This is a genomic window from Phycobacter sedimenti (genome assembly GCF_038148855.1).
GTDB classification, from domain to species: Bacteria; Pseudomonadota; Alphaproteobacteria; order Rhodobacterales; family Rhodobacteraceae; genus Phycobacter; species Phycobacter sedimenti.
On sequence record NZ_JBBVGR010000014.1, the window covers coordinates 1 to 19,672 of the forward strand.

The window sequence follows — 19,672 nt, forward strand, 5'->3', positions numbered from 1 at the left end:
CATCCTGCGCGGCGGCACCCTGCGCGACACTTTCATCTTCAACAGGGGTCATGACAACGATGTGATCGAGGATTTCGCCCCCTGGCAGGACCGCCTGCTGTTGTCGGCCAATCTGGTAGGGCAGACCCAGAGCGCCGAGGTCGTGCTGGCGGATTTTGCCGTGGTGACGTCGGAAGGGGTGCGTTTTGATTTCGGGGAGGGTGATGCGCTACTGCTGCAGGGGGTGGAGGATCTCTTGGCTCTGCAATCGGCCATCGACTTTTTCTGAGGCCCCCGCGCCTTGCACTTTGCCCCCATCCCCGGCAAGCATGAGCCAGGCAAACAGGCAAAGGCGCGGCGACACCGTCATGAAACTTCTCTTTGTGCACCAGAACATGCCCGGTCAGTACCGCGAGATCCTGATGTGGCTGGCGGCGCAGGGTGAACATGATCTGGCCTTTCTGACCCAGCGCCAGGATGTGCAGATCAAGGGGGTGCGCCGGATCAGCTACCGCCCACACCACCAGGCCGGCAAGGACGCCTACGGGCTGTCAAAGGACTGGGAAACCGCTGCGGGCGCGGGCCTTGGCGCCGCTCTCGCCCTGCGCGCGCTGGAAAAGGACGAAGGCTACCGGCCCGATATCATCATCGGTCATACCGGCTGGGGGGAACTTCTGTTCATGAAGGAGATCTGGCCGGATGTGCCGGTGATCGGCTTTTTCGAATATTTCTACCGCACCTCGGGCGGGCTGGTGGGGTTCGACCCGGACAATCCGCCCAACGATCAGGCCGGCTTTTTTGCCAAGGCGCGCAACACGGTGCCCTATGCCAGCATCGAAAGCGTCGATCTGGGGCATGCGCCGACCTATTGGCAGCGCGACCGTTTCCCCCCCTCCTTTCATGACCGCATGTATGTCTGCCACGACGGCATCCGCACCGATCGGCTGACCCCCGATCCGGGGGCCTCGATCTCGCTCGGGCGGCTGGGGCGTGCGCTGACACGGCAGGATGAGGTGATCACCTATGTGGCCCGCAATATGGAACGGGCCCGCGGCTTTCACATCATGATGCGCGCCCTGCCCCGGATCCTTGAGGCCCGCCCCGAGGCGCGGATCCTGATGATCGGCGGAAACGAGACCTCCTATGGCGCCGAAAGCAAGCATCCCGGCGGCCTGCGCGGCGAAATGGAAGAGGAGCTGGGCGACAGCATCGATTGGAGCCGGGTGCATTTCCTCGGCAAGGTGCCCTATGACGATCTGTGCCGCATCATCCGCATCAGCCGATGCCATATCTACCTGACCATGCCCTTTGTGCTCAGTTGGTCGCTGCTCGAGGCGATGTCGATGCAGGCCACGGTGGTGGCCGCGGATGTGGCCCCGGTGCGCGAGGCGGTGACACATGGGGAAACCGGCATGCTGGTGGATTTCTTCAACCCCGAAGCCCTGGCCGATCAGGTGGTGGATGTGCTGGCGCGCCCCGACGCCTATGCGCACCTTGGCCCAAATGCCCGCGCCCATGTGGTGGTGACCTATGATTTCCTGACCCGCTGCCTGCCGGAACATATCGCCCGGATCAACGCGCTGGTGCCTTCTGACAAGCGCATCCGGATCTGACCCCTGCCCCATGGGATTGTTCTCAAATGTTTCGCGCGCGAAACATTTGGACCCGGTCACCTGACAAGGGAAATGCTCTGAAGACCTTAAAACAGCCTGGTTAGAGCCTGTTTTAAGGTTTCCTGTTTCAATTTCTCAGATTTCACTTTCTCTGAGCGCGTTTTTTCACCCAGCCAAGGAAAGCGGCATCCGCCTGGCGCAGGCGCGGGCTGCCGGTGCTGCGCCACATGGCGCGCCAGTCGGCCTCCAGCGCGTAGACATCGGCGCCGGGCATCAGATCCCGCGCCGCCTCCAGCGTCTGGGGTTTCAGCATGGGCGCACCCGCATCCATGCTGCTCACCACGGCGTTTTTCTGGGCGAACCGGATCAGATCACCCGGCAACTCCTCGAGGGTGTAATCGGGCAAGGGCTGGGCCGCGATCATGTCGCGCACCATCTTGCGAAAGACCCGGCGCGGGCTGGCCGAGCCCGATTTCTTCAGGAGGGTCTCGACCGAGATCTGCCAGCTGGCTTGTCGGCCGCAGTGTTTGCGCGCCAGCTCATAGATCCGCCGCTCCAGCGGCTTCCTCAGGCGGAAATAGTCGCGGCTGAGGGTCAGCACCGATTTCGACAGCACCGCGCGATAGAGCCAGTCGCTGAGCGTGACGGCAACGCTGACCATGCGCCCGCCGCGGGCCTTGCGAACGATCTCCCAGCGCTCGATCAGCCCGAAACCGGAGGTGACCTCCTGCCCGCCGGTCACGATATTGGTGGTGATGCGGGTGCCAGCCAGACGTTCAAAGGCCTCGCGCAGACGCCGGTAGGCATCGCCCGAGGTTTCGCGGTTGGTCGCCACCAGCAGATCATGCGCCTTGAGGTGCAGGGTACGGCTGACCTGGCGGCCCGCGTTCAAAGCCGCCATCAGCTGGCTGATGCAGAAGATCAGGATGTCCTTGTCGTGGATCGTCGCCAGCCCCTTGACGCTGGGGGTCACGGTGATCTCGGCGCCATTGTGTTCATAGGACAGGATGCGCCGGTCGGGCCGGGTGCCGAGCGAGAACAAGGGATGTTCCATCGAGGCTAGATCGTTCTTGGGGATCGCATCGAAAATATCGCAAAGGAAAAAGTCCCCCTGCCCTTCGGGCGGATAGGCCCCCCCTGTCAGACCGTCCCCGGTCAGCCCTGTCGCCATTGCTCTTCTGCCTGTCCTTCGCCCCCCGGTTGTTCAAAGGGCGTCTTTGCTGCGCCCGCCCGGGGTGACTCGGTTTCGTGGTTTTGATTACGCTCACCCTAAAGTTATCCACACCCTCTCGCAACGGGGTTCCGGAATCGCTTCTTCGGGGGTTTGGAGTCATTTCATCGGGGTTTCAGAGTCACCTGGGTCCAAAATCCGCAGCCAATCGCCAATGAAAAAAGGGCTTTGCACGAGAAGTCGATCTCCCTTAACTATAATATAACTTATAAATAACAGGGCAGAAAATTTTCAGGCGCCCAAAACTTCCCGATTTCCCCGATCGCAAACACCGGATTTGCTTAGAAAAACCCAAAGAGGTACGCATAATGCTTCCATGTGCGCTGTTTTTTGCTATCCTATCAAAAAGGCAGCACATCAAGCAGTGATCTCCGAAAGGCAGGCGCAGCTTGTGTCAAAGCATAAGACAGCGGGCAGTATCCCATGGCACGAGATATCCACAGAAAAGACGCAGCACGCAAAGACAGCGGACGAGGCGCCGATCTGCCCCCCTATTTCAACATCGATCCCGATGCTGCCCTGGCCGATCTCGATGCGCCCACCAGCACCCAAGGCTTTGCAAGCATCGCCGAAGGCTGCGCCAGAGGCCGCGCCGATCTGGCGAGCCGGGGCCTTAACGAAGAAGGCCGCAAGAGCTTGCGTCTCTTTTCCACCTGGGAGATCACCCGCTACCTGATCCCCGTGGCCCAGGCCCATTTCCGCCGGGTGCTGAAGGCCAACCCCGATCTGCCGCAGGGACGCTCGGAAACCGAAGGCGGCGCCAAGTGGTTCACCCTCGACGAGGTTCTGCGCTTGCGCGCCCATTTCGCGGCGCAGGGCTCCAAGACCAAGGATTACATCCCCTACCGCCCCAAGGGGCTGCCCGCCAAGATGGTGGCCGTGGCCAACTTCAAGGGCGGCGTCGGCAAGACCTCCACCGCCGCGCATCTGGCGATGTCAGCGGCGCTCGATGGCTACAAGGTGCTGGTGATTGATCTTGACAGCCAGGGGTCTATGACATCGATCTTTGGCGGCCGGGTCGAGGATGAATGGCAGACCGCCTTCCCGCTTTTGGCGCGCCATTACGGCGAACACCTGCGGCTGGAGAACCAGCGCCGCCTGGATCGCGGTGATGCGCCTCAGCCGCTGGACGACAGCCTGACGGCGGCGCTGGAGATGACGGCAGCCGATGTGATCCAATCCACCCATTGGCCCAATATCGACCTCATCGGTGCGCAGCTGAACCTCTACTGGGCCGAGTTCCAGATCCCGGTCTGGCGCATGGCGGCGCGCAGCTGGAAGCTCTGGGATGCGCTCACCGACCGGCTCGAGGCGGACGGGGTGCTGGACCAATACGATGTGATCTTCATCGACACCCCCCCGGCGCTTGGCTATCTCACCATCAACGGGCTGTCGGCCGCCGATATCCTCTTGGTGCCCATGGGGGCGTCTTTCCTCGAGTTCGACTCGACGGGCCGTTTCTTCGATATGCTGCACTCCACATTCGCCTCCATTGAGGAAGGCGAGAATCTGGCCGCCCGCGCCCTTGGTCGGCCCGAGATGGGCTTTGAATGGGATGCGGTGCGCGCCGTGATCACCCGCTACGACAGTGCCCAGCAGGGCGAGCTGGCGGCCTTGATGCAGGCCTATATGGGGCCGGTGCTCTCCCCGCATAAACAGGATTTCACGGCGCTGATCGGTCAGGCCGGCGAGCAGGTCTCGGGCATCTACGAGGCCGATTACCGCGATTTCAACCGCGAGACCTATGCGCGCGGGCGCGAAACATTTGATGAGACCTATGCGGCCTTCAAGCGGCTGCTGATCGGCTGCTGGCGCCGCGCCGAGGTGCAGGTGCAGAGCGCGGCGGAATAAGCCACCGGCAAGGATGATGGCGCAAGGTGCGCGGCGCCCAAAGGAGACGGGCAGAAGGAGACAGGCAGATGGCCAAACGCAAACGACTGATGCCGGCACAGACCACCTATCTGTCCGGTGCACCGGAAGGCAAATCCGCCCTTGGCGGGCCGATGGCCATGGCGGCCGCGCCAATTGCGCAGGTCGCTTCCGAGGCCGCCTCGACCGCCGCGCTGCGAGAGCTGTCCGATGTGCTGGAAAATGCCCGCGCCAAGGGGTTGATGATCGAGGAGGTGCCGCTCTCGGCCATCGATGAGACCCACCTGGTGCGCGACCGGATCGAGCAGGACGCCGAGGAAATGGACGCTCTGGTGGACTCCCTGCGGGCCCGCGGCCAGCAGACCCCGATCGAACTGGTGCCCCTGGACGGCCGCCCCGACGGGCGCAGCCACGGGCTGATTTCGGGCTGGCGGCGTCTGGGCGCGCTAAAGCGGCTCTATGCCGAGACTTCAGATCCTAAATTCGCCACCGTCAAGGCGCTGATCATCCGCCCCGATACGGCGCAGGACGCTTATATCGCCATGGTCGAAGAGAATGAGATCCGGGTGAACCTCTCGCATTATGAACGCGCGCGCATCGCAGTCCGTGCGATGAAGGAAGAGGTGTTTCCGACTCTGAAAAAGGCGCTTCAGAGTCTCTTTGCCAATGTGCCGCGCGCCAAACGCTCCAAGATCCGCAGCTTCGTGACGCTGGTGGAGGAGCTGGATGCGGTGCTCTTCTATCCCACGGCCATCAGCGAAAAGCTGGGTCTCGCCCTGGTACGCGCCATGGGGGAGGACGAAGGGTTTGCCGAACGGTTGCGTCTGGCCCTGCAGGAGGCGCCGCGCCAGACGCCGGGCGAAGAGGTTGAAATCCTCAACCGGGTGCTGAGCGAGGGGCAGATCGAAGAGACAGCTTCGACCCTAAAGATACCATCAGAGCCATATGAAGCGCAGGACGCCGCCCCGCCCCGCCCCAGCATCCGAGCCCCTGGGGCGCCCGCGTCCGAGCGGGTTTCCGTGCAGGCCGCCGCCGGCGTGCGCCTCGGCTTCACCCCGGATCAGAACCGGATCGAGCTGACCGGGGAGAGCGTCAATGCCGAGCTGATGGCGGCCCTCAAGGATTGGCTCAGGCACCGCTGACAGGTCGCTGAAAGGCCGTCGGCTGGATGTGAAACGACCCCTTAATTCGACCCTAAAGATACCTTTAGGGTCTTTTTCTTTGCCGCGTTCAGACTCTCAAATGTTTCGCGCGCGAAACATTTGGAGGCCGCCGCGCCCTTTCGTGTGATCCCCCCATCCGGCCTGAACTTGGGACATTTCACCTGCGCTGCGTATGATGGCGCCCGCAATCCGTGCGTCGGGAGGGTGAGGCAAATGTTTCGCGTGCGAAACATTTGGACGTTTGGGCAGAGGCCGTGAGCCTGCGGGAATTCGGCCGCGCGCAGGGATTTGGGGCTGTGCACTGGACTTGCCCCGGTTCTTTGGTCAGAACGGATAATCAAAGGATTCAATGCGCCGCCGCCCTCGCGATCGAAGGGCGCGTGGCAGAGAGGGATAGCAGATGAAGAAGGCCTTGATCACGGGTGTCACGGGTCAGGATGGATCGTATCTTGCGGAGTTTCTGCTGGAAAAAGGATACGAGGTGCATGGCATCAAACGCCGGGCCTCGCTGTTCAATACCGACCGGATCGATCACATCTTTGAGGATCCCCACACGGACAATGCGCGTTTCAAACTGCATTACGGCGATCTGACCGACAGCTCCAACCTGACCCGGATCCTGTCGGAAGTGCAGCCCGATGAGGTCTATAACCTTGGGGCCCAGTCCCATGTCGCCGTCTCTTTCGAGGCGCCGGAGTACACGGCGGATGTGGATGCCATGGGCACCCTGCGCCTGCTCGAGGCGATCCGCTTTCTTGGGCTGGAAAAGAAGACCCGTTTCTATCAGGCGTCCACGTCCGAGCTTTACGGTCTGGTGCAGGAAATCCCGCAAACCGAAACCACGCCCTTTCACCCGCGCTCCCCTTATGCGGTGGCCAAGATGTACGCCTATTGGATCACGGTCAATTACCGCGAGGCCTATGGCATCTATGCCTGCAACGGCATCCTGTTCAACCACGAGAGCCCGCGCCGAGGCGAGACCTTCGTCACGCGCAAGATCACCCGCGGTCTGGCCAATATCGCGCAAGGGCTGGAGCCCTGCCTTTACATGGGCAATATCGATGCGCTGCGCGACTGGGGCCATGCCAAGGATTACGTGCGCATGCAGTGGATGATGCTGCAGCAGGAGGCGCCCGAAGATTTCGTGATCGCCACCGGCGTGCAATATTCGGTGCGCCAGTTCATCGAATGGAGCGCGGCCGAGCTGGGCATCACCCTGGAATTCTCCGGGGAAGGTGTTGATGAGATCGCCACCGTGGCGGCGATCGAAGGGGACAAGGCACCGGCGCTGAAGGTGGGCGATGTGATCCTGCGCATCGATCCGCGCTATTTCCGCCCCGCCGAGGTGGAAACCCTGCTGGGCGATCCGGCCAAGGCCAAGGCGAAACTGGGCTGGACGCCCGAGATCACCGTGCAGGAAATGTGCGCCGAGATGGTCCGCGAGGATCTGAAGGCGGCGCAGCGCTCCCGCGTGCTGATGGAGCACGGCTATGACACGCCGGTCGCCCGCGAGGACTGAGGGCATGAGTGCAAAACCACGTCTGTTCCTCACCGGCGGCGGCGGCATGGTGGGGCGCAATATCCAGGATCACGCGGCCGCAGCAGCGTGGGAGGTCCTGGCGCCGCGCAGCTCTGAGCTGGACCTGACGGATGCGGGCGCGGTGGCGGACTATCTGGAGGCGCACAAGCCCGATCTGGTCATCCACGCGGCGGGGCGTGTGGGCGGCATCCAGGCCAATATGGCCAACCCGGTGGCTTTCCTTGATGAAAACCTCGCCATGGGGCGCAATGTCATCATGGGCGCGCGGGCCGCGGGGGTGACCCGGTTGATCAATCTGGCTTCCACCTGCATGTACCCGCGTGAAGGTGAAAACCCCTTGCGCGAGGAGAGCATCCTCACCGGCGCGCTGGAGCCCACCAACGAAGGCTATGCCCTGGCCAAGATCATGGCCATGCGCCTGTGCGACTACATCCGCCAGGAGGATCCCGCGGCGCTTTATAAAACGCTGATCCCCTGCAACCTTTATGGCGCCTACGACAAGTTCGACCCCAAGCATTCGCATCTGCTGCCCGCGATCATCCACAAGGTGCATCAGGCCATGAAGACGGGCGAGGCTGCGGTGGAGATCTGGGGCGACGGCACCGCGCGGCGCGAATTCATGTTCGCGGCCGATCTGGCCGATGCCATCTGGAAGGCGGCCGGTGATCTGGAGGCGCTCCCCGGCGCCATGAACATCGGCCTGGGTCATGATCATTCGATCAACGACTATTACGCCACGGTGGCCGATGTGATCGGCTGGCAGGGCTCCTTTACCCATGACCTGAGCCGCCCCGTCGGCATGAAACAGAAGCTCTGCTCGACCGAGCGGCAGACCGCCTGGGGCTGGCAGGCGCCGACCACCTTGCGCGACGGGATCGCGCAGACCTATCGCTATTACCTGGAAAGCGGACACGCATGACATTCAAGTACCCTCTTGCCACCTCCTCCTGGGATCAGGCGGAACAGGATGCGCTGCAGCGCGTGATCGCCTCGGACATGTTCTCCATGGGCCCCGAGGTGCGCACCTATGAAGAACAGTTCGCCGCCCAGTTCGGCAGTAAATACGCCGTCATGGTCAACTCGGGCTCTTCGGCGAACCTGTTGATGACGGCGGCGCTGTGTTTCACCAAGAACCCCGATCTGAAGCTGGAGCGCGGGGACGAGATCATCGTGCCGGCGGTCAGCTGGTCCACCACCTATTATCCCTTGGGTCAGTATGGGCTCAGGATGAAGTTCGTCGACATCGACCGCGAGACGCTGAACTACGATCTGGCGGCGCTGGAAGCGGCCATCACCGACAAGACCCGTGCCATCATGGTGGTGAACCTTCTGGGCAACCCCAATGATTTTGACGCTATCCGCGCGCTGATCGGGGATCGCAAGATCGTCATGATCGAGGACAACTGCGAATCCATGGGCGCCACATACGGCGGCAAGGAAGCCGGCACCTTCGGCGTCATGGGCAGCTATTCGTCGTTCTTTTCGCATCATATCTCCACCATGGAAGGGGGCATGGTGGTGACCGATGACGAGGAGCTTTACCACGTCATGCTGAGCTTGCGCGCCCATGGCTGGACCCGCAACCTGCCGAAATTCAACCATGTCACCGGCGAGAAATCGGACGATCCCTTCGAGGAAAGCTTCCGCTTCGTGCTGCCGGGCTACAACCTGCGCCCGCTGGAGATGTCCGGCGCGCTGGGGCAGGAGCAGCTGAAGAAACTGCCGGGCCTCATCACAGGGCGCCGCGCCAACGGGGCCCTGGTGCAGGAAAAACTGTCGGATCACCCCAAGTTCATGATCCAGCGCGAGATCGGCAACTCCAGCTGGTTCGGCTTTTCGCTGGTGATCCGCGAAGATGCAGGCCTGACGCGCGCCGATCTGGTGAAACAATTGGCAGCAGCAGGATTTGAGTGCCGCCCCATCGTGGCCGGCAATTTCGCCAAGAACGAAGTGATGAAATATTTCGACTATGACATTCACGGGACCCTGACAAATGCCGATTACATAGACGCCCACGGGCTGTTTGTCGGCAACCACCACTATCCCATTGCCGAGGCGGTAGAGGCCCTGGCGGCGCTCTGAGTGTCAAAGCGGCCGGGGCGCCCGAAAAGGAATTGAACTGGGACGCCAGAAAAGGAATTTGAGCATGAGTGCAGGTTCAAAGATTATCCCCGTCCTGCTCTGCGGCGGCTCGGGCACCCGGCTGTGGCCGCTGTCGCGCAAGAGCTACCCCAAGCAGTTCGTGCCGCTGGTGGGCGAAGAGACCCTGTTCCAGGCCTCGGCCAGAAGGCTGTCGGGGACCGGTTACGGCGCGCCGATGGTGCTGACCAATTCCGATTTCCGTTTCATCGTCACCGAGCAGCTGTCGGGGGCGGGCATCGATCCCGGGGCGATCCTGATCGAACCCTCGGGGCGCAATACGGCACCCGCCGTTCTGGCGGCGGCGCTGTATCTGGCGCAGCAGGAGCCCGAGGCGCTGATGCTGGTTGCGCCTTCCGATCATGTGGTGCCCGATGCGGAGGCGTTCCGCGCCGCCGTGGCAGCGGGGCAGGGGGCTGCTGAGGCGGGTCAGATCGTCACCTTCGGCATCAAGCCCACCCATGCGGAAACCGGCTATGGCTATCTGGAACTGGACGGGGACCCCCTGCAATTTACACCGGATTTCACGCCCCGTGCCATCGGCCTCAAGCGGTTCGTGGAAAAACCCGATGCGGCCACCGCCGAAGCAATGCTGGCCTCGGGGCAGTTCCTGTGGAATGCGGGCATCTTCCTGTTTTCGGTGAAGACCATCCTTGCGGCCTTTGCCGCCCATGCGCCGGACCTGCTGGCACCGGTCGAGGCCTCGATCACGGACGGGGCGCCGGACCTGGGGTTCTTCCGGCTTGACCCTGCCGCCTGGGCGGGCTGCCCGGAGATCTCGATCGACTATGCGGTGATGGAGAAGGCCGACAATCTGACCGTGGTGCCCTTTGCGGCCGGCTGGTCGGACCTTGGCGGCTGGGATGCGGTCTGGCGCGAGGCGGGACCGGATGAAAACGGCGTCGTCACCGCAGGTCATGCCACCGCGATCGACTGCGAGAACAGCCTGATCCGCTCCGAGGACGAGGGGCTCGAAGTCGTCGGTATCGGCCTCAAGGACGTGATTGCCGTGGCCATGCCCGATGCGGTGCTGGTGGCAGATAGCCGCCGCGCCCAGGACGTCAAACAGGCGGTTGCGGCGCTGAAGGCGAAATCGGCGAAACAGGCCACCGATTTCCCCAAGGATCACCGCCCCTGGGGCTGGTTCGAAAGTCTGGTGGTCGGAGAGCGTTTCCAGGTGAAGCGCATTCATGTGCACCCCGGCGCCGCCCTGTCATTGCAGTCGCACCATCACAGATCAGAGCACTGGATTGTGGTGGAAGGCACCGCCAGGGTCACCGTGGACGAGGAGGTCACACTCGTGACCGAGAACCAGTCGGTCTATATCCCTCTTGGTTCGGTGCACCGGCTGGAGAACCCCGGCAAGGTTCCGATGGTGCTGATCGAGGTGCAGACCGGCAGCTACCTGGGCGAGGATGACATCATCCGCTACGAAGATCTCTATGCCCGCGGGCAGGGAGGGAAGGGGTAGCCGCTGTCGGCAGGCCGCCGCTGAGCGCACGGGACAGATCTTCTGCGTGGATGGGTTTGCTCAGCACGCCGTCAAAGCCTTCCCGCAGCAGAGCTTCGACCTGGTCCGGCATGGTATGGGCGGTGATCGCATAGGCCGGCGGCGCGCTCTGGTCCTGCCCCGGACCCTGTTTGCGGATGGCATGCAGCGCTTCGATGCCCGAGAGGTTCGGCATCGAAATATCCAGGAGCAGGCAGTCAAAGGCGCCGGGCTGCCAGGCAGAGACGGCCTCTGCCCCGTCGTTGCACAGCACCACCTCATGGCCCATCTTGCTCAGCATCTTGCCGAGGATCAGCCGGTTGGTGGCATTGTCTTCGGCCACCAGGATGCGCAGGGGGCAGGGGGAGGAGCTGGCTGATGTGTCCTGGCCGGCCTGTGCGGCGGGCGCTGCAGGGGCCGCGGCCTGGTCCAGGTCGTGTTGCGATGCGGGCTCCAGCGGCAGATCGACGGTCACCACCGTGCCCTGACCCGGCTGCGAGCGCATACCGAGCCGCCCCTTCATCAGCGCCACCAGCTCCGAGACGATGGCCAGTCCCAGCCCGGTGCCGCCAAAGGCGCGGGTGGCGGAATTGTCGGCCTGTTCGAACTTGCCCTGCACCCGCTGCAGCTCTTCCGGGGTCATGCCGATCCCGCTGTCGTGCACCTCAAGGCGCAGCTCCCCGCCCGCAGTGATCCCGGCGCGCAGCTGCACCTGACCGGCCTCGGTGAACTTCAGCGCATTGCCGCACAGATTGTGCAGGATCTGCCCCACCCGGCGGGCATCCCCGAGGCGCGTCGCTTCGGTGCCGGGCTCCAGCGAGAGCACCAGCGCGACCCCCTTGGATTCGGCCACCACCCGGTGCAGCGCGGCCACCTGCTGCAGGACCAGAGCGGGTGCGAAGGGGGCAATGTCCAGATGTTCCTTGCCCGCTTCGATCCGGGCCAGGTCCAGAATATCGTTGAGGATCGACAACAGCCCCTCGGCCGAGGTTTCCGCGGTGTCCAGCATTTCGGCCTGCTCCGCGTCCAGCGGGGTTTCCGACAAAAGCTGCAACATGCCGAGGATGCCGTTCATCGGGGTGCGGATCTCGTGGCTCATATTGGCCAGAAAGGCGGATTTGGCGGCATTGGCCGCCTCGGCGCGGGTGCGGGCCTCGTCAAGTTCTGTCACATCCACCCGCAAGCCCACCCGGCCTCCGTCGGGGGTTTCGCGCTCATAGATCTGCAGGATCCGCCCGTTGCCCAGCCTTTGACGCATGGAGACGCTTTTCTGGCGGTGGTGCTCCAGTCGGGTGCGCAGCCAGGCGTCTTCGTTTCCCCTGGCCTCTTCGTACTGGCCGCGGTCCAGCCCGTAGCGCAGGATATCCTCAAAGCGCGCGCCCTTGCGGATCGCCGGGGCGCTGTCGGCGTAGATCTCGCGGTAGCGGGCATTGGCCAGCACCAGCCGGTCGTCGGCATCAAAGTAGACAAAGCCGTCCGGCAGCGCCTCGACCGCGGCCTCCAGCCGGGCATGGGAGGTCTCGGCCGCCTGCTGTGAGGCATCGCGCTGGGTGGAGTCCTCGACCATGGCGACGAACCAGGGCTGATCGTCCACCATCAGCTGCAGGGTGATCTCGGCCGGGTAGCAGCTGCCGTTCCGGCGCCGGTGGCGGGTCTTGAACCGCAGGATGCTTTGCGCGCCAGAGGTCAGCGGCTGCACCATCTTCCGGAAGGTCTCCTCATCGAAATCGGGCTTGATATCCACCGGCGTCATCTGCGCCAGTTCGGCCATGCTGTAGCCAAGGTTCTCGCGCGCGCCCCGGTTCACCTCGGAGAAAGCCAGCGTCCGGGAATCGAAGACATAGATCTCGTGCAGGCTTTCTTCGATGATGCGGCCCAGCCGGGCGCTGTTGGCATTCTGTTCGGCTTCGCGCTTCAGCGGCGTGATATCGGTATGGATCGCCACATAGCCTTCAAGCTGCCCGCCGGGGCCGTGCAGAGGGGTGACGTCCAGCATCTGCCAATATTCCTGCCCCGAGCGGGTGCGGTTCAGAAGCTCTGCGGTCACCGGCTTCTGGGCACTCATGGCGCGGGTGATGCGGGCGGTGCCTTCGGGGTCCATATGGGCGCTTTGCAGGATTTCGCTGGGCTTGCGCCCGCGGGCCTCATGGGTGCTGTACCCGGTGATCTTTTCGCAGGCGGGGTTGATCCAGCGGATGCGCTGATCGGGTGTGCAGAAAATCACCGGGCTTTGTGTGGTCCTGGCCAGGCTGCGCATCTGGCTGTAGAACCGGGGCCGCTCGCCGGCCTGGTGCGGCGGGAGTTCCACCAGATACAGATCCGGGGCCAGCGGCGTGATGCGCCAGGTCAGGAACTGGCCGGGTGTTCCCGGTGTCGTGGTGGTGAGGGGCAGCATATCCGGTGTCAGAGCCTCCGGGGTGAGGCCCGGATGCGAGAGGGACGACATCCCCTCCGGCCCCTCTTGCAGGGGCACCGCCCGGCGGAAGGCGGCATTGGCCTGCAGCACGTCCAGCTGGCCGCTGATCAGAGCCATCGGCGCCTGTGCCGCCCGGATCAGGGCGCGCAGCGTCTCATCTGTCTGGCTCTGTTTCGCCTGGGTCACCACATACCTCGCTTGCACGCGTTAAACTGTCTGCACAGGCCGCAAATATATCCAGCGCCCCGCAGGTGGTGTGCGTTGACAACCTGGGCGTGTCCATCTTGTGCCAAGGTGTAAGGTAACGGCAAAACCTTATCAGGGTCTTCAAATCATAAGAAAATCTGTTTTTTTGCCGGGTGTTGCCCGGCACCCCGGATCGCCGCCTCCGGGGACACCTGTCTTGTGTCCCGCCAGAAGAGGCAAATTATACGGAAAAAGTAAGTGAGGTCTCAAATAGTTATAAACCATAGGGCGATATGGTTCCGCTGTTTCGCGTGTTGCTCTGTTGGCCTGTAAAAGATCGGAGGTGGCCTTGGGCGATACATACCGGGAATGATCAATACGCATATAGGAAACACAGAATGGCCAAAACGCCCTCTTCCGACGCGCGGCCCAAAGCGCGCCGCGTCCGCCTGTTTTCCAGCATCAGCGCAAAGCTTGTCCTGATTCTTCTTGCCATGGGCGGGGTCTCTGCCGGAGCTGCAGTCCTGGTGTCGACGGTCTTTGCCCGTGTCTCTGATGACATGGGGGTTCTGACCGGGGATATGTTGCCGCAGATGGAGGTCAGCGCCCAGCTGACCGAGGCGACCGGGCTGACCCGGACCGTGATGACCGATATCCTGTTGGCGGGTGATGCGGAGGCCTTGTCCGATCTGCGCAGCCGGGCCGAGGCTGCGGCCGGGCAGGTCCAGGAGGGGGTCGCCGCCCTGCCTGCCGAGCTGCGCGCCGATTACGAGGCCCTGGCCGCAGGTACGGTGCAGTCGCTTGATGCGCTGATCGAGGCGCGCGCGACCACCTTTGCCAATGATGCGCGCACCATGGCCCAGATCGATGCCCTGCAGGCGCATGGTCTGGCTCTGCAGGCGCATCTGATGGAGGCCGCGCAGGAGGCCTATTCGGAGCTGTCGACAGGCGGCGAGAACACGATGGTCGCCCTTGAGGAGACACTGGCCGTTCTGGTGGAAGAGCATTTTGCCCGGTTGCAGAACCTTCTTGAGGCGCAGGCCGACATCAATCTTCTGTCCGGCGTCGCCATGGCCCTGGGGCAGACCCGGGAGCCGGCCTTGAAGCGTCAGCTGGCGCAGATGGCCGAGAATACGACCGCCGCACTGGCCAGTCTGCCCGAGCGGCTGATCGAGATGGAAGTGGATCCGGTCGAAGCCGAGGTGGTGGCCAATGCCATGACCGTTTTCGACCAGATGATGACCGCCAGCCGCTCCGAGCAGAAAGAGCTGCGCCCGCTGGTTCTGGACAACCGCCAGGCCAGTGCGAATGTGCTGACCAAGGCGATCGAGGATACCATTTTTGTTCTGGAGATCGTCGCAGAGGAGGCCGCCGAGGACAGCCGTGATGCGGTGCAGAGCCTGCTGGACAATGAAATCGGCGTGCTCAATCAGCTTCTGGAGATCAACACGCAGATCAACGCGCTGCAGGTCAATGCGCTGCAGGTTCTGGCGGCAGACCGGGTCGCGGATGTGCGCGCGGCGTCTGAACCCTTGCAGGCCGCGGCCACGGCCCTGCTGGGTTTCCGGGATTTCGCGGATGGCAGGATCGCGGTGGATCTGGAAGGGATTGTCGCCGACATGGACCCGGATTCCGGTCTTGTGGCCTCGCGCATTGCCGCCATCAAGGCCTATGGTGAAACGGTGGCCGCCTCGCAGCAGGCGGCCGAAGCGGTGGCCACGATTGCCCGGCGTGCGGCTACGCTCAGCGCGGACAATCAGGCGGCCATCGCCCGGATGGCCACGTCCGTTTCGAAAGATATCAAGGCGGCGCAGCTGCAGATGCAGACCCTCTGGGGGGTCTCGGCGGCGGTGCTTCTGGCGGCGCTGATCCTGACCCGTATCCTGATCTCCCGCCCCCTGATGCGGATCAGCAAGACCACCGAGAACCTGGCGGGCGGCGATATGAGCCCGGTTGAAGGGTTCGAGCGCGCCAGCACCGAAATCCACCGCATCGCCCAGGCCCTGTCGGTGTTCCGCAATGGCCTCGTGGAGAAGGAAGAGATCGCCCGCACCGCCGAGGCCGAGCGTCAGGAACACCTGGCCCAGCAGACGGCGGCGGTCAGCGCCATCGGCAAGGGTCTGGAACGGCTGGCCGAAGGGGATCTGACGGTGCGCATCAACACCCCGATAAGCGCCGGTTATGCCAAGCTGCGCGACGATTTCAACGCGGCCCTCGAGGTGCTGGAAGACTCCATGCACAGCCTCAGCCAGAGCGGCCAGTCCACGGCCAGCGGCACCACCGAGATTTCCGGCGCCGCGCGCGATCTGTCGGCGCGTTCGGAGCGCTCGGCGCAGACCCTGGCCTCGACCGCGGCGGCGCTCAACCAGCTGACGGTTTCGGTCGAAAGCACCGCCCGCGCCTCGGGAGAGGCCACGGCTTCGGTGGAGACGGCCCATCGCAATGCCAGCGAAAGCCTGGAGGTGGTTCAGCGCACCTTTGGCGCGATGGAAGCGATCAAGGAAAGCGCCGCAAAGATCGCCCAGATCATCGATCTCATCGACAGTATCGCCCAGCAGACCAACCTTCTGGCGCTCAATGCCGGGGTCGAGGCGGCGCGGGCAGGCTCCGTCGGCAAGGGCTTTGCGGTGGTGGCCTCCGAGGTGCGTTCCCTGGCGCATCGCTCGAAAGAGGCGGCGACCGAGATTTCCTCTCTGGTGGCCGAAAGCCAGGAACATGTGGACATGGGGGCCGAACTGGTCGGGCGCACCGGCGAGGTGATCAACGAGATTTCGCAATCGGTCGCCACCGCGGCAGAGCTGATGCAGAATATCTCGCGCGCTTCGGCTGAGCAATCCACCAACCTGCAGGAGGTCAATGGCGCAGTGGCCAATCTCGACGATGCCACCACCAAGAATGCCGCCCTGTTCGAAGAGGTGACCTCGTCCTCGATCGCCCTGTCGCAAGAGGCCCAGGCCATGGCCGCCGCATTGGACCGCTTCCGCACCGGCGGCGGTGCATCGGCAGCAGAGCCGCTGGAAGAGGCCCCGCGCTTGTCGGCCTGACGCGCTTCGCTTCTGCCCGCGCGGAGGGCGTCAGGCGCTGGCGGCCTCGACGGCGGCGACCACCTGGTCCACCGTCTGTGCCAGCAGCGCGTCATCCTCGCATTCGGCCATGACCCGGATCAGCGGCTCGGTGCCGGATTTGCGGATCAAGAGCCGCCCCTGTCCGGCCAGCGCCGCTTCGGCGTCGCGGATCGCGTCCCGGACCGGCGCCGCCTCGAGCGGGGTCTGCCCGGCGCCAAAGCGCACGTTTTTCAAGAGCTGCGGCACCGGGTCGAACTGGCGCACCAGCTCGGAGGCCGCCTGTCCCGTCTGCACCATGGCGGCCAGCACATGCAGGCCCGCCATCAGCCCGTCGCCGGTGGTGGCATAATCGCTCATCACGATATGGCCGGATTGCTCGCCCCCGAGGTTGAAGCCGCCGGCCCGCATCGCTTCGACCACATAGCGGTCGCCCACGGCGGTGCGCTCGAGCCTCAGGCCGCGCCCCTCCAGAAAACGTTCCAGACCAAGGTTCGACATCACCGTGGCCACCAGGGCCCCGCCCGCCAGCTGGTCCGCCTCGGCCCAGCGGGCCGCCAGAAGCGCCATCAGCTGATCGCCATCGGCAATCGCCCCGTGTTCATCGATCACGATCACCCGGTCCGCATCGCCATCAAGGCAGATCCCCACATCGGCGCCATGGGCCACAACCATCTCGGCGGCCGCCTGCGGCTGGGTCGAGCCGCAGCCGCGGTTGATATTGGTGCCATTGGGCGCCACTCCCATGGGGATCACATCTGCACCCAGCTCCCACAGGATTTCCGGCGCGGCGCGGTGGGCGGCCCCATTGGCGCAGTCCAGGACCACTTTCAGCCCATCAAGGCGGATGTCACGGGGCAGCGAGGATTTCACCCGCTCGCCATAGCGAAAGCGGGCATCGTCAATGCGTTTGGCGCGGCCGATATTACCGGCCTGCGCCGGTTCCACCCCGGTTTCGATCAGGGCTTCGATCTCGATCTCGGCCTGGTCGGACAGTTTGAAACCGTCGGGGCCGAAGAACTTGATCCCGTTGTCCTCGGCGGGGTTGTGGCTGGCCGAGATCATCACGCCCAGATCGGCGCGCATCGAACGGGTCATCAGCCCCACCGCCGGCGTCGGCACCGGGCCGAGCAGCAGCACGTTCATGCCGGTCGAGGTGAGGCCCGCGGTCAGGGCGCTTTCGAACATGTAGCCGGACAGGCGCGTATCCTTGCCGATCACCACCCGGTGCACACCCCCGGCTTCGCGGCGGAAATAACGCCCGGCGGCGGCGCCGATGCGCAGCGCCATCTCGGCGGTCATCGGGTGAGTGTTCGCGGTGCCACGGACACCATCTGTGCCAAAGAGCTTGCGCATGCTGTCTCCTGTTCACGGTCTGTCATCCGCGCTTGACCGGATGATCCACGACAGATGCACCGAAGTGGCCGGTGCTGCAAGGGGCTGTTGCCGCCCGAAAGGGGGTAGGAGGGGGTGCCGCCGGGGCGTACGCCCTGCTGGTGAAATCGCAATCTTGGTGCGGCCTGATGCGCGCGGCGTGCTTTGCGCCAAACAGACCTGCCCAACCTGAAAGAGTGCCCATGTCCGACAGATCCCCCGCGCTTTCCCTGCCGCTTCTGATGCCCTCTCAGGCGCAGAAACATGTCACCCATAACGAAGCCCTGATGCGCCTTGACATGCTGGTGCAGCTGGCGGTGCAGAGCGTCGATCAACCGGCCCCTCCGCCCCAGCCGGGCCTGGGGGAGCGTCACATCGTGGGGGCGGCCGCGACTGCAGACTGGGCCGGACATGAACAGGAGATCGCCCTGTGGGACGGGATGATCTGGATGTTCCTGGCGCCCGCGCCCGGCTGGCGGGCGGATGTGGTGGCCACGGGCCAGAGCCTTCGGTTTGACGGCACTGACTGGCAGCCGGTGCTGCCGACCCTTGAGAACCTGCCCGCTCTTGGCATCGGGGCGGCGGCGGATGCGGCGAACCCGCTGAGTGTCGCGGGCCCCGCCACGCTGTTCAGCCATGCCGGCGCGGGGCATCGGCTCAAACTGAACAAGTCCGGCGCGGGCGAGACCGCGAGCCTTCTGTTCCAGACCGGCTGGTCCGGGCGGGCCGAGATGGGCACGGCGGGGACGGATGATTTCTCGATCAAGGTCAGCAGTGATGGCAGCAGCTGGCACACGGCGCTTGAGGTTGATGGCAGCGATGGCCGGATCCGTTTTCCGAAAGGCAGCCCGGACCTGCGCGAGCGCCTGGATGCGGCGCGCCTCTATCATGTGCGCCCCGATGGCTCGGACGCCAATGACGGGCTGAGCGATACGGCGGGCGGGGCCTTTGGCACCGTGCAAAAAGCGATTAATGCGGCTCTGACATTGGACAATGGCCCCTATTCCGTGACGATCTCGCTGGCGCCGGGCAGCTACGGAGAGGCGGTTGTGGTCGATCGTCCGCTGATCGGCAGCGGCCCCCTGCAGATCACGGGCAACGCGGGTGCCCCCGCCTCGGTCAGCCTCGATCGCATCACCTGCCGGGATGGGGCGCGGGTCCGCCTGGAGGGGCTGGCGCTGGTCGGGGCGGATGCGCTGCGGGCCGAGGCAGGCGCCGCAGTGGCGCTGGCTGATCTGCACCTGAGCGGCAGCGGCACGGGGCTGCATCTGGACGGCGCCGAGATCACCTGCAGTGGCACGGATCTGGTTCTGGGCAGCGGTCTTACGTGCCTGGCGAACTTGCGCGGTCATGCCCGGCTGCGGGCCGCGGGCAGCAGCTTTACCTTGGGCACCGGGATCACCTGGACGAGCGGCGCGCTGGATCTGAGCGGCTTCTGCCACGCGGATCTGACCGGCGCGGTCTTTGCGGGTGATACGGCAGGCTGCGCCGGGCCGCGCTATCTGTTGGCGCAGGGCGCGATCCTCGATAGCGGCGGGGCAGGGGGCGGCTTTGTGCCCGGCTCAACCCCGGGCACCAGCAGCAGCGGTGCGCAGTACCTCTAGACCGCCG

General features: G+C 64.2%; 12 protein-coding genes and 1 pseudogene. 10 read left to right on the top strand and 3 right to left on the bottom strand.

Annotated features, from left to right (window positions below):
• Positions 1–268 (top strand): annotated as a pseudogene (locus AADA15_RS18820) (hypothetical protein); the annotation flags it as partial.
• Positions 269–347: 79 nt separating this feature from the next.
• Positions 348–1,592 (top strand): glycosyltransferase family 4 protein, encoded by a 1,245-nt coding sequence (locus tag AADA15_RS18825; protein WP_341643106.1) that lies wholly within the window; start codon positions 348–350, stop codon positions 1,590–1,592.
• A gap of 142 nt (positions 1,593–1,734) precedes the next feature.
• On the opposite strand, the gene AADA15_RS18830 is transcribed toward AADA15_RS18825, so the two are convergent.
• Entirely contained in the window at positions 1,735–2,763 is a 1,029-nt protein-coding gene (locus AADA15_RS18830) for a replication initiator protein A (protein ID WP_341643107.1), read from the bottom strand.
• Positions 2,764–3,246: 483 nt separating this feature from the next.
• On the opposite strand from AADA15_RS18830, the gene AADA15_RS18835 reads away from it, so the two are divergent.
• From AADA15_RS18835 to AADA15_RS18860, 6 genes are all read left to right on the top strand, one after another.
• Positions 3,247–4,674 (top strand): AAA family ATPase, encoded by a 1,428-nt coding sequence (locus AADA15_RS18835; RefSeq protein WP_341643108.1) that lies wholly within the window; start codon positions 3,247–3,249, stop codon positions 4,672–4,674.
• A 68-nt stretch (positions 4,675–4,742) separates the two neighbouring features.
• On the top strand, positions 4,743–5,834 hold the full coding sequence (locus AADA15_RS18840; RefSeq protein ID WP_341643109.1) for a ParB/RepB/Spo0J family partition protein: 1,092 nt from the start codon (positions 4,743–4,745) through the stop codon (positions 5,832–5,834).
• A 421-nt stretch (positions 5,835–6,255) separates the two neighbouring features.
• Positions 6,256–7,374, top strand: a complete 1,119-nt coding sequence (gene gmd, locus AADA15_RS18845) for a GDP-mannose 4,6-dehydratase (RefSeq protein ID WP_341643110.1) — start codon at positions 6,256–6,258, stop codon at positions 7,372–7,374.
• Between the two features lie 4 nt (positions 7,375–7,378).
• Positions 7,379–8,314: a GDP-L-fucose synthase family protein gene (locus AADA15_RS18850; protein WP_341643111.1), complete on the top strand. Its 936-nt coding sequence runs from the start codon at positions 7,379–7,381 to the stop codon at positions 8,312–8,314.
• Entirely contained in the window at positions 8,311–9,477 is a 1,167-nt protein-coding gene (locus tag AADA15_RS18855; protein WP_341643112.1) for a DegT/DnrJ/EryC1/StrS family aminotransferase, read from the top strand. Before AADA15_RS18850 ends, AADA15_RS18855 begins: the two co-directional genes overlap by 4 nt.
• A 64-nt stretch (positions 9,478–9,541) precedes the next feature.
• Positions 9,542–11,005 carry a mannose-1-phosphate guanylyltransferase/mannose-6-phosphate isomerase gene (locus AADA15_RS18860; RefSeq protein WP_341643113.1) on the top strand — a complete coding sequence of 488 codons (1,464 nt, stop codon included), beginning with the start codon at positions 9,542–9,544 and terminating at the stop codon, positions 11,003–11,005.
• Here the strand turns inward: AADA15_RS18860 and AADA15_RS18865 are convergent.
• Complete coding sequence (locus tag AADA15_RS18865) at positions 10,956–13,625, bottom strand: PAS domain S-box protein (protein WP_341643114.1); 2,670 nt, start codon at positions 13,623–13,625, stop codon at positions 10,956–10,958. The genes AADA15_RS18860 and AADA15_RS18865 overlap by 50 nt on opposite strands.
• 398 nt (positions 13,626–14,023) lie before the next feature.
• On the opposite strand from AADA15_RS18865, the gene AADA15_RS18870 reads away from it, so the two are divergent.
• On the top strand, positions 14,024–16,669 hold the full coding sequence (locus AADA15_RS18870; RefSeq protein WP_341643115.1) for a methyl-accepting chemotaxis protein: 2,646 nt from the start codon (positions 14,024–14,026) through the stop codon (positions 16,667–16,669).
• A 30-nt stretch (positions 16,670–16,699) separates the two neighbouring features.
• On the opposite strand, the gene glmM is transcribed toward AADA15_RS18870, so the two are convergent.
• Entirely contained in the window at positions 16,700–18,043 is a 1,344-nt protein-coding gene (gene glmM, locus AADA15_RS18875) for a phosphoglucosamine mutase (RefSeq protein WP_341643116.1), read from the bottom strand.
• 221 nt (positions 18,044–18,264) lie between these two features.
• Here glmM and AADA15_RS18880 point away from each other — a divergent pair, with 221 nt between their 5' ends.
• Positions 18,265–19,665: a DUF2793 domain-containing protein gene (locus AADA15_RS18880; RefSeq protein WP_341643117.1), complete on the top strand. Its 1,401-nt coding sequence runs from the start codon at positions 18,265–18,267 to the stop codon at positions 19,663–19,665.
• The last annotated feature ends 7 nt before the right edge of the window (positions 19,666–19,672 follow it).